The sequence below is a fragment of the Caballeronia sp. INML1 genome (assembly GCF_023631085.1).
Taxonomy (GTDB): Bacteria; Pseudomonadota; Gammaproteobacteria; order Burkholderiales; family Burkholderiaceae; genus Caballeronia; species Caballeronia turbans.
The window spans coordinates 25,685-37,019 of sequence record NZ_JALQDT010000003.1; the positions used below are offsets into that span (position 1 = coordinate 25,685).

The following is an 11,335-nucleotide window of genomic DNA, read 5'->3' on the forward strand; positions in this document are numbered from 1 at the left end:
CACGCGATCATGCAAGCGGCGAAGCCTCAGTCCGAGAGTGCTTCGCCGCAATCGCTTGCGGCGTCCGCAAAGCCTTATCCAGAAGGCGCCTATGCCACAATGACAGATCCTCACTCGCGGGAATCTGCTCACGTGACGCGCCGCATCCTCGTGTTCTTCGCGCTATGCGCCGCGCTCGTGGCGTGCTGCGCGCTCACGTGGCAGCTCGCGTGGCAAAGCGGCATCGACGAGCTCAGGCTCAATGCCGCCGCGCGCGTCGATCGCACGACGAACACGCTCAAGAGCACGCTCGACCGCTACGAATATCTGCCGTATCTGCTCTCGCGGCATCCTGTCGTGCAGAACGCGCTGGATCATCCCGATAAGGCCAATGTCGAGCGCGCGAACCGCTATCTCGAAGATCTCAACGCGCGCGCGCATGCCACAGTCACCTATCTGATCCGCTCGAACGGGATCAGCGTCGCCGCGAGTAACTGGAATGCGGCGGACAGCTTCGTCGGCGTGGACTATAACTTCCGGCCGTATTTCATCGATGCGATGAAGGGCGGCGTCGGCCGGTTCTTCGGCATCGGGACGATTTCCATCGAACCCGGCTATTACATTTCGCAGCCGGTGTACCGCGAAGGCACGCGCGAGGTCATCGGCGTTGCGGTCGTGAAGCTCAATCTGGAATGGCTGCAAGGCGCCGATGCGGCCGAGCCGCTCATCGTCACGGACGATCACGGCGTCATCTTTCTCTCGTCGGTGCCGGCGTGGAAATATCACACGGTGCGGCCGCTGCCGCAGAACATCGAGGCTTCGGTGTATGCGACGCGCCAGTACGCACAGCAGGCGATCACGCCATTGCCGATGACCGTCGTGAAGACCTTCAGCGACGGCGCGCAGATCGTGCGTGTCGGCGGCGGGCGCAACGCGCCGGCGTTTCTCGCGACGCATCGTTCCATCGGCGAGCCCGACTGGCAACTGATCACGATGGCCGCGCTCGATCCCGTCGAAAGCGCCGCGCAGAACGCGGTCATCGTCACGGCGCTCGTGTTCGTGTCGCTGTGCCTGCTCGCGTTCTACTGGCGCATGCGCCGCGCGCGCGTGCGAGAGATGATCCGCAGCCGCGAGTTGCTGCAGACCGCGTATGCCGAGTTGAACCAGCGTGTCGCGGAGCGCACGGCCGATTTGTCCGAAGCGAATGCGCAACTGACGAAAGAAGTCAACGAGCGCACGCGCGCGGAGCAGGACTTGCGCGCGGCGCACGACGAGCTCATTCAGGCGAGCAAGCTCGCCGCGCTCGGCCAGATGGCGGCCGGCATCACGCACGAACTGAATCAGCCGCTCGCCGCGTTGCGCAGTTTCTCCGACAACACCCGCGTGCTGATCGAGCGCGGCGATCAGGCGGCGGCGCGTGAGAATCTCGAAGCGATCGCATCGCTGACCGAGCGCATGGGCAACATCACGAATCAGCTCAAGCTCTTTGTCACGAAGGCGCGGCCAAAGAACGCACGTGCGGACGTCGCGCGCGCATTGCGCCAGGTGTTCTCGATGCTGCGTCCGCGCATGAAGAATGTCGTCATCGATATCGCGCCGGAGCTCGCCGAAGGCAGCGCGCCTGTGTTCGTGCGTTGCGAGGATTTGCGGCTCGAGCAGGTGTTCATCAATCTGATCGGCAATGCGCTCGATGCGGTCGCGTCGTGCGACAAGCCGCGCATCGTCATCGAACTGAACACGCGCGCGGACACGATCGAACTCATGGTGCGCGATAACGGCCCCGGCATTCCCGCCGACGCGCTGCCGCGTCTTTTCGAGCCGTTCTTCACGACGAAGGAAATGGGGCAGGGCCTGGGCCTCGGGCTCGCGATTTCCTCGGCGATCGCGCGTGACTATGGCGGCACGCTCGTCGCGCGCAATCGCGAGGCGCCGATCGTCGCGGACGGACCGGAAGGCGGTACGCAGGCCGACGCGGACGGATCGTACGGCGCAGAATTCGTATTGACGCTGCGTCGCGCGTAGCATCCGAAACTTTGAATCGAGACAAGACAATGACGCCCGGTTTGCAGGTGATCTTCATCGAAGACGACGAACTCGTGCGCCGCGCGAGCGTGCAGACCCTGCAACTCGCGGGCTTCGACGTGACCGGCCACGGCAGCGTCGAGTCCGCCGCGCGCGCGATCGACGCGAGTTTCCCCGGCGTGATCGTGAGCGATATCCGTCTGCCCGGCGCGAGCGGCCTCGATCTGCTCGCGCAATGCCGCGAGCGCGCGCCCGAAGTGCCGGTGATCCTCGTCACCGGCCACGGCGATATCTCGATGGCCGTGCAGGCGATGCGCGACGGCGCGTATGACTTCATCGAAAAGCCGTTCGCCTCCGAGCGATTGATCGAAGCGGTGCGCCGCGCGCTCGAGCGCAGATCGCTGGTGCTCGAAAATCAGGCGTTGCGGCGGGAGCTGGCGGGACAAAGCCGCATCATCGGGCGCAGTCCGGCGATCGAGCAGGTGCGGCGGCTGATCGCGAACGTCGCGCCGACGGATGCCTCCGTGCTCATCAACGGCGATACCGGCGCGGGCAAGGAACTGATCGCGCGAAGCCTGCACGAAATGTCGCCGCGTCGCGACAAGCCGTTCATCGCGGTGAATTGCGGGGCGCTGCCGGAGCAGATGTTCGAATCCGAGATGTTCGGCTACGAACAGGGCGCGTTCACCGGCGCGCAGAAGCGGCGCATCGGCAAGCTTGAGCATGCGTCGGGCGGCACGCTTTTTCTCGATGAAATCGAAAGCATGCCGCTCTCGTTGCAGGTCAAGCTGCTGCGCGTGCTGCAGGACGGCGTGCTGGAGCGGCTCGGCTCGAATCAGCCGGTGCGTGCGAATCTGCGTGTCGTCGCGGCCGCGAAGGGCGACATGAACGAACACGTCGCCGACGGCACGTTCCGCCGCGACCTGTTGTACCGGCTGAACGTGGTGACGATCACGCTGCCGCCGCTCAACGAACGGCGCGAAGATATCGTCCCGCTCTTCGAACATTTTCTGCTCGATGCAGCCGTGCGCTACGAGCGGCCCGCGCCGCTCATCACGGATCGCCAGCGCGCGGATCTGATGCAGCGTGACTGGCCCGGCAACGTGCGCGAGCTGCGCAATGCGGCGGATCGCATGGTGCTCGGCATTCTCGATGATGGCGGCGCGGCCGCACTCGACCTGTCGACGCAATCGCTCAAGGAACGCACCGAGCAGTTCGAGCGCGCGGTGATCGCGGAGGCGCTTGAGCATTGCGGCGGCGCGGTCGCTGTGGCCGCGGACCGGCTCCAGCTCGGCAAGGCGACGTTGTACGAGAAGATAAAGCGGTATGGAATCGTCGTGAAAGGCGATTCGTCCGAGCGATAAAAAAAGCCCGCTGGTTGCGCCAGCGGGCTTTTTTCTGATTTTCGGAAGCGGCGCTTTAGGCCGAACCGAGCGCCTTGTCGAGCAGTTGATCGAGTTCCGCGAACGTCGGCTCGCCGACATAGCGCTTCAAAATCTTGCCGTTCTTGTCGATGACGAAGGTCGTCGGCGTCAGTTGTACGTTGCCGAACTGCTTCGCGGCGCTGCCGTCGTCCATCGCGACCTTGAACGGCAGGTTGCGCGTCTGCGCGTAGTTGCTGACGTACATCGGCGCGTCGTAGTTCATCGCGACCGCCACGAACTCCAGGCCGCGGCCCTTGAACTTGTTGTACGTGTCGATCATCTGCGGCATTTCCTTCATGCAGGTCTCGCAGCTCGTCGCCCAGAAGTTGACGAGGTAGACCTTGCCCTTGAGATCGCCCGACGTGGAAATCTTCTGTCCCGAAAGCAGCGTGAAAGTCGCATCCGGCACCTTCTGCTGGCCGCCGAAGGCGAAATACCCGGTGCAGGCGATCACGCCCGCGACGAGCGCCATCACGATGTAGCGCAGCGGGCTCTTGGCGCGCGTGGATGTGTCTTGCGTGGATTGGGACATGTTGAACCTCATGTTGCTCATTTCCGCAGTTTGCGGACCCCGCCGCCGGAACGGAGACTGCTGGCTATTTTAGCGCCAATTTCGGGATGGATTCCTGACGCGCCGATAAGTCCGGCATTGCAGCGCGATAATGATGCTTTTCCACGCAGCGGTTCCTTATGAAGCGAGTTTTCTCCGTGTTTCCGTCTCTCTGGCATCGTGCAACATCGCGCATTCTTCCGAGCCTGAAGTCGGCCACCAAATGGGTGTGCGCATCTGTCGCATGCGGCGCCTTACTCGCGTGCACGCCCTCGTACGACTGGCGCACCGTGATGAACAACGACGATGGCTACGAAGTGACGTTGCCCGCGAAGCCGCGTTCGGAGGAGCGGCAAATCGAAATTGCCGGCCAGTCGATGACGATGCGCATGCAAACCGCCGAAGCCGGCGATGCCGTCTTCGCCGTCGGCACGGTGGTGCTGCCGCATGCCGACCCGCAATTGCAGCGGGCGACGCTCGATTTCCTTCAGCAGGGGCTCGCGCGCAACGTCAACGCGCAACCGGGCGCGCGTGCGACGCAAATCGAACTCGCCGCCGGCGGGCGCGTGCTTGGAAGCGAGATGGAAGTGAAAGGCGAAGGCGGCGAGAAACACCAGTCGCGGACGATTCAGGCGAGATTCGTCGCGCGCGGCGCGCACGTCTATCAACTGGCGATCGTGTCGGACAAAGCGCCGCCCCGAGAGCAGGCAGAACAATTCTTTACGTCCTTCAAACTCTTTTAGAGGAAGGCCTCGAATTCTGCACGCGTTGATTTAAGAGCGTCCTGCATTCGCGAAAACAAGCTAGGTTTCCTCGTAAGTTTACGCGCTAATTCACGGATTCATATGGACTTTTTCCGCTATCCACAATGTCTGTGGATAACATTGTGGAAAAGAATGTGCGGTGGCGCGCAAAAGCCCAGTTCATACGGTTTACGTTAGTTTGCCTTCGTTCGTGGCAAGTTAAATAATTCAATAAAATCAATGGTCTGCAAAAACGACTGGAAACGGGGGTTTGATCGGATGAAAGATCGTCCCGGATCGGTTCAGTGTGCATAAGTCAAGTCTTGACAAGCACTTTTCGTGGTAGCAGGGCTTGGACCCGTGCTTGGCAGCGTCGACACTAGGCAGCCGTCGGCAGCCGCCGATACTGAACTGCCTCCGCGACGTGCGATGCATTGGGCATATCGGCACCGGCGAGGTCGGCGATCGTCCGCACGACTTTGAGCACGCGGTAGTACGCGCGCGCCGACCAGCCGAAGCGTTCGCCCGCCGCGCGCAACAACGCTTCTCCGGTCGAATCGGGGCGGCAGACTTCGTCAGCCTCGCGACCGTCGAGGTCGCGGTTGATCTTGCCCTGACGCTGCACCTGAATGTCGCGCGCCGCCGCGACGCGCGCCGCGACCGTGGCGCTCGGCTCACCGCGTTTCACGTCGCGCGCCGACAGTTCCGCCGGCGATAGTGCCGGCAGTTCGATTTGAATATCGATGCGGTCCATCAGTGGCCCGGACAGTTTGCGAAGATAACGTGCGGCGACATCGGGTGAGCAGCGGCACCGTCCGCTCGGGTCGCCCCGCCAGCCGCACGGACATGGGTTCATCGCGGCGACGAGCTGGCAGGCCGCCGGAAAGTCCGCCTGCTGCGCGGCGCGCGAAATCGTGATTTGGCCGACTTCGAGCGGTTCGCGCAGGGTCTCCAGCACTTTTCGATCGAACTCGGGAAACTCGTCGAGAAACAGGACGCCGAGATGCGCGAGCGTGATCTCGCCCGGCTGCGGCGGATTACGCCCGCCGACGAGCGCCGCCGCACTCGACGAATGATGCGGCGCGCGAAACGGCCGTCGCCGCCACTGCCCGGGCGTGAAGCCGAGCGAGCTCGCCGAGAGGATCGCCGCGGAGGTGAGCGCTTCGTCGTCGTTCATTGGCGGAAGCAGGCCCGGCAAGCGCGCGGCGAGCATCGATTTGCCCGCGCCGGGCGGTCCCACCATCAGCAGATGATGTCCGCCCGCGGCGGCCACTTCGAGCGCGCGCCGCGCGGCGGGATGGCCGATCACGTCGGCGAGATCGGCGGCGGGCTCGGCTATCGGCGCAAGCGGCGCGGCGTGCACCGGCCTGAGCCGCGCATCGGGGACACCGTTCAGATGCGCACAGAGCGTAGGCAAGTCCGCCGCGCCGAACACCTCGATGCCCGGCACGAGCGCCGCCTCCGCCGCGCTTGCGAGCGGCACGTAGATCTCCGGGATGCGCGTATCCGGATCGCGGATCGATGCATAGTGACGCGCCGCGCCGCAGACCATCGCGAATGCGCCGCGCATCGGACGCAGCGCGCCGGTGAGCGACAGTTCACCGGCGAACTCGCGATGCTCGAGCGATTCGGCCGGGATCTGACCGCTCGCTGCAAGAATGCCGAGCGCGATCGGCAGATCGAAGCGGCCGCTTTCCTTCGGCAGATCGGCTGGCGCGAGATTGACGGTGATCCGGCGGACGGGAAAATCGAAACCGCAGTTCTGAAGCGCGGCGCGCACGCGCTCCCGGCTTTCACGGACTTCGAGATCGGGCAGGCCGACGATGGACGAAGTAGATATATAATTGCACCAACCCCAACAGTCTTAAGCGATGCCGAACGTGGACAAGAAAACGCCTTTAGCCTACAGCTATATCAGATTCAGCACTGCCCGCCAGGCTTTGGGCGACAGCCTTCGTCGACAGCTCGAGCTAACCGAAAAATATTGCGAAAAGAAGGGTTTGCGCCTCGTGCGTGAATCAGCGTATCGCGACCTTGGCGTTTCCGCGTTCCGAAAAAAGAACATGGAGACGGGCAAACTCGCCGAATTCATCGAAGCCGTAAAGGCCGGAAAGGTGCCCTCGGGCAGCTTTCTCATCATTGAGCAGTTCGACCGATTATCTAGGGCAAATGTCAACGTCGCACTACGGTTACTGATGGACTTGATTGAGGCAGGCATCGTCGTTGTTACGTTGGTCGATGAAAAAGAATGGACCAGAGAGTCCCTTACGGACCTTGCAGAACTTTTCACGGCAATAATCTTTATGGCGCGCGCTAACGATGAAAGCGCGCGAAAATCTGACCGCTTGACAGCAGTCTGGGAACAAAAGAAAAAACGCGCGGCGGATGGCACTGCGACCCGGATTGTGACGAGCGAAGCGCCTCGTTGGTTGAGAGCAAAGGCAGATAAAACCGGATTCGAGCCGGTGCCCGACCTGGTCGAAAGTGTGCGGCGGGTATTCGAGATGCGCATTAATGGCGCAGGCGCAGTCGCAATCTGCAGCCGAGCAAATCGAGAGCGCTGGCCAGTGCCAGGGAAAGCACCTGTCCGAAAAGCCGGGGAGACAGACGAAGACTTTGCTCAGCGCAGGGATACGAGCGGCCATTGGCATCTATCGTTGGTCAATCGGATTCTCAAAAATCGAGCGGTTCTCGGTGAGTATCAACCTAAACGTATTGACCGCGAAGATAGCAGGAACAGAATTGCCGTTGGCGAGCCGATTCGCGATTACTACCCGGTCATCATTGACGAATCCACATTTCTTAGAGCGCAAGCTACGTCGCTACGGCGTGGCATTCGGCCAGGTCGACGAGATGCGGAAGCGCGGAACTGGCTCTATGGGCTGGTGAAATGCGGCGAATGCGGAAATTCACTGGTTCGTAAGAACAAAGCATCAGCGAAGCAACCTGGCTATGCACGATACTACTGCGTTGCCCGCGTTAGAGGCCTGACGAAGTGCGCTAGCGTTGCGTCGTTGCAGCTGGAAGGCTGCGTAAGCCACGTGGCGTCTACGTGGCTGCCGAACCACTGGAACACTGGCACCTCACTGGATTCACTAAGAGCACGCGCCGATGTGCTTGAAACGGAGGTTGCGAAGCACCAAGCCAACATGGATGGGTTGCTTGACCTCGCCGGTAGCGTCACGACATCATCTGCTAGAGCGGCGCTGTTGGAAAGGCTGGATAGCGAGGGCGGGGCGCTCAACAAGAGCAAGGAAGAACTCGCTCGTGTGCGTGCCGAACTGGCGGACCACGCGCACCTTGGCGGGGATGCCGAGTCAATCGCCGCATTCGCGAAAATTTTCCGCGAAATAGACCAGGTTGCGACCGGTCGCGATGGAGTGGATGGCGCTATGCGTCTGCGTGAGGAGCTGGCGCGTATCGTCGAGAAAATCACTGTGCATCAGCCAACCAGGCATGTCGAGTTTTCCATTAAAGGGCGTGAGAAGCCTGTATGGCTCCCGCTCGATTTCGTGGACTTAGAGCCACCTTCTTACCCAAGCGCCGAGCAATTAGAAGCCGCAGAGCGAGATATAGACGCCCTACGGCAAGCCATGGGCGCCTGATTCCCGCCTCCCTTCGCGTAATCATCGCTTCGTCCTGATACGTCGGCTGGTGCGCGCGCTGTTGATTGGCACCGGAGCCCCAGCGTTCAAGCCGCACGATTTGCGCAAGCAGTTAGCGACGGTCGGCGCATGCATCGGCGCCAGTGACGCCGTTCTCTGGCATATTCTCGGCCATTTGCCAAATGGCGGGCGAGGTTCTGCCCAATGTGGCAGAAGAGGAATATCCCTCAAGTTCCTGCTGCGCACGTCGTTAGAATAGCCACTGGAGGCACCTTGCTGACAGGGGAATGCTCAACCAATGTGGCGGCGTAGCCAGTCGCGACGTTTCGTGCGAGGGTACAGTGAGTGAAGAGGTAAGCCGCCCAGACGATGGTGGTCGATTTATTAGCCTGTGGGAACTCTTTGCCCAAATTGAGAAAGCTGAGGCGATATATGCCTACGAGGCAGCTCGTGATTTGGCTTCGTGCCTGTCCGATGACCCCGCAGGCATCAACTATATTCGTCGTCGTGACGAGCTAGGCATCCTTTGTCCGATGGACATAGATGCCCGTTTGCGTCTGTTGCGGCTGCTCAGTATTTTCGGAAGCCATGGCACGCTGTTCGATGACGATGATAGACCAAACGACGAAGCCCAGCCGGTATTCGACCGCTTCGGTTTCTACGCGTCCGACATCTACCCGTTCCTTGCTCGCCACGACATCGCTATTTCGCGCCCAGGTGACGAGGGCTCCGTAAGCCGAGTCTTTCCCGATGGGCGGCGCATCCCTGGCTGGATACTCGCCTATGATGGCCAAGCTTGGCTTTCATACGGCAGGGCCGTGGGAATTCTCACAGCCAGTACAGTTGCTGCCGAACGCCACTCCCCCGAGCATGACGACGTCTTTGGTCGATGGGGCAGGGCGCTGTCCGACGCAATCGAGCGTGGGGCTATCGGCGTGACGACGGTTTCCGGGAAGCAAATGCTGGCCCACGCCGACGTTCGCGCTTGGTGTTCCCAGCATGGGCACGTGTGGCCGCTCGATGCATCTAATGTCCAGCCGGACGACAAATCGAATGCCGTACCGCTTCCAGACCAGCAAGCACAGAGCAGCCCGTGCAACGAGGCCACAAAATTAGGAAGGCGTGAGCGGCAGATTAGGCTCATTGAGGAAATGGCCGACAAATTGCGGTATCCACGCCTGCAAGTTCCTGACCGTGGTCAAAAGGAAATTCGCAAACTGTGCGAGGAGCAAGACCCCCATCTGTTTACCGGGAACGACCACACGTTTAAGGGTATATGGGACGACGCATTGGAAGCCAATCGAATCAGAATGGCGAATCACAACAAGTTCGCCGGTAGGTAGTGGGATGCAAATACCCCACTACCCCAGTCTTGCTACCTCACCATCACCCCACCCGATATTTCGTCAACGCCGAAGAACACAGCTAGGCAAAGCGGAATTCTCGGACGGGCGTTGAAACGATTTCGGCACGTTATCAACGCTCGTTCGAGACCCGCTGTGCATGGTCCGATGCAGTCGTTGACATGAACACTACCAAATACATTTCGCTCAGATTCACCCCTGATAGTATTCAAGCCGCCTTTCTGGCCCCCGCCGTGGAGGTGTCCGCATGAGCGCCGCCACCAAGTTCAAGCCCATTGACTTCGCAAAAATGCTGGAGCGCTCCGGAACCTATGCTTCCGCTGACGGGTTGCTATATGAGTGGACGGGCACCCATTGGACGGCGATGGCCGACGATGAGGTCGAGCGTTTCGCTATCCGATGGATAGACGACTGCGGTGAGCATGGCGAGGCCAGCGGCACTAATGCCGCTGCCGCCTACAAGACGGCTGTCCTATGGCTCCCCAAGCTCGCCGAAGCGACCCACGTCGCCGTCATTCCCGTACAAAACGGGTATCTGCACATCGACGGTGGCGTCAGCCTGTGCTCGCACGACAAGACGCTTGGCATGCGCCACGTCCTGAACTGCGACTATGTGCCGGGTGCGCCAATGCCGCGCGAGTTCGGCGCGTTCCTCGAACGTGTCCTGCCCGACACCGACGTGCGCTCACGCGTACAGGAATACATCGGCTATACGCTGCTGCCCGACGCTCGCTATCAGCGTGCGCAGCTATGGGTCGGCTCCGGCGCGAACGGTAAGGGTGTGCTGGCGAATATCACCCAGGCGCTGCACGTTCGCACTGCTGCTGTCCAGCTCAACAAGCTAGATGGTTTCGGCATGTCCAATCTAATAGGTGCGTCGCTCATTTACTGCGACGAAGCTCCCCAGCGCAACATCAACGAGCAGGCAATCAAATCTCTGATTGCAGGCGAGAAGGTCCAAATCAATCGCAAGTACCGGGACCCCATCTCAACGCGAATTACCGCAAAGTGGTTATCGCTCGCGAACCAGATTCCCGCAATCCAGGACCAGTCCAACGGTTTCTGGCGACGGTTCGATGTCGTGCCGTTCGAGGTCGAAATCCCGGCCAGCGAACGTGACCCGCTACTCGCTCAACGCATCATCGACCGCGAGTTGTCGGGCGTGTTGAGCTGGGCGCTGGAAGGCTTGATGCGCCTGCTCGCGCGTGGTCGCTTCGACGAGTGCGTACCGGCGGCAATCCAAAGCGCCACCCGGTCTGCGCGCATCGAGAGCAATTCCGTACAGGCATGGACCGATGACCGGGACGTCAAGTTGAGCACATCAGTCGATACGTCAAAGTCGGTGGTCTATGCCGCATACGCGGTGTGGTCCAAGGCCAATGGCATGGTCCCTGTTTCGTCGCCAAAATTCTGGAAGCAGTTGCCCGGTACCCTGGGTCGAGTTGAGGAGGGTCGCCTGACCACGGGGGCTGGCCGCATCCGAACCTGTAACGTCCGGTTGTAAATCGCAGGTTAGCCAATACGCACCCGAGCCAGACCGGCGTGATGATGTAGGTACCGCCGCTTTGAGCGTAAGCGACTCGGCACAACCGTTTCCCACTGCTGAATATTTCGACGCATGATGGGCGCGTTCAGCTTGACGGAGACA

8 protein-coding genes are annotated in these 11,335 nt (G+C 61.1%); 6 read left to right on the forward strand and 2 right to left on the reverse strand.

Features of this window, described 5'->3' with window-relative positions; genetic code table 11:
• Positions 1-9: 9 nt before the first annotated feature.
• A complete protein-coding gene (locus NCR38_RS00950; RefSeq protein ID WP_409219247.1) occupies positions 10-2,001 on the forward strand; it encodes an ATP-binding protein in 1,992 nt (663 codons plus the stop codon).
• Positions 2,002-2,030: 29 nt separating this feature from the next.
• Positions 2,031-3,365 (forward strand): sigma-54 dependent transcriptional regulator, encoded by a 1,335-nt coding sequence (locus tag NCR38_RS00955; protein ID WP_250476201.1) that lies wholly within the window; start codon positions 2,031-2,033, stop codon positions 3,363-3,365.
• Positions 3,366-3,420: 55 nt separating this feature from the next.
• Here NCR38_RS00955 and NCR38_RS00960 read toward each other — a convergent pair whose 3' ends face one another.
• Complete coding sequence (locus NCR38_RS00960) at positions 3,421-3,957, reverse strand: peroxiredoxin (protein WP_061116845.1); 537 nt, start codon at positions 3,955-3,957, stop codon at positions 3,421-3,423.
• Positions 3,958-4,268: 311 nt separating this feature from the next.
• Between NCR38_RS00960 and NCR38_RS00965 the strand changes: the two genes are divergently transcribed.
• On the forward strand, positions 4,269-4,718 hold the full coding sequence (locus NCR38_RS00965; RefSeq protein WP_250476202.1) for a hypothetical protein: 450 nt from the start codon (positions 4,269-4,271) through the stop codon (positions 4,716-4,718).
• Positions 4,719-5,097: 379 nt separating this feature from the next.
• On the opposite strand, the gene NCR38_RS00970 is transcribed toward NCR38_RS00965, so the two are convergent.
• Positions 5,098-6,498, reverse strand: coding sequence for a YifB family Mg chelatase-like AAA ATPase (locus NCR38_RS00970; RefSeq protein WP_409241414.1), 1,401 nt, complete (start codon positions 6,496-6,498; stop codon positions 5,098-5,100).
• Positions 6,499-6,598: 100 nt separating this feature from the next.
• Between NCR38_RS00970 and NCR38_RS00975 the strand changes: the two genes are divergently transcribed.
• The 3 genes from NCR38_RS00975 to NCR38_RS00985 all read left to right on the forward strand — a co-directional run bounded on the left by NCR38_RS00975 (position 6,599) and on the right by NCR38_RS00985 (position 11,191).
• Positions 6,599-8,323, forward strand: coding sequence for a recombinase family protein (locus NCR38_RS00975; protein ID WP_250476203.1), 1,725 nt, complete (start codon positions 6,599-6,601; stop codon positions 8,321-8,323).
• Between the two features lie 341 nt (positions 8,324-8,664).
• Positions 8,665-9,666 carry a hypothetical protein gene (locus tag NCR38_RS00980; RefSeq protein ID WP_250476204.1) on the forward strand — a complete coding sequence of 334 codons (1,002 nt, stop codon included), beginning with the start codon at positions 8,665-8,667 and terminating at the stop codon, positions 9,664-9,666.
• Between the two features lie 268 nt (positions 9,667-9,934).
• A complete protein-coding gene (locus NCR38_RS00985; protein ID WP_250476205.1) occupies positions 9,935-11,191 on the forward strand; it encodes a phage/plasmid primase, P4 family in 1,257 nt (418 codons plus the stop codon).
• Positions 11,192-11,335: the final 144 nt, after the last annotated feature.

Coding starts and splice junctions, on each gene's coding strand:
- NCR38_RS00965 (WP_250476202.1), top strand. CDS start 4,269: ATGAACAACGACGATGGCTACGAAGTGACGTTGCCCGCGAAGCCGCGT.
- NCR38_RS00985 (WP_250476205.1), top strand. CDS start 9,935: ATGAGCGCCGCCACCAAGTTCAAGCCCATTGACTTCGCAAAAATGCTG.
- NCR38_RS00955 (WP_250476201.1), top strand. CDS start 2,031: ATGACGCCCGGTTTGCAGGTGATCTTCATCGAAGACGACGAACTCGTG.
- NCR38_RS00960 (WP_061116845.1), bottom strand. CDS start 3,957: ATGTCCCAATCCACGCAAGACACATCCACGCGCGCCAAGAGCCCGCTG.
- NCR38_RS00950 (WP_409219247.1), top strand. CDS start 10: ATGCAAGCGGCGAAGCCTCAGTCCGAGAGTGCTTCGCCGCAATCGCTT.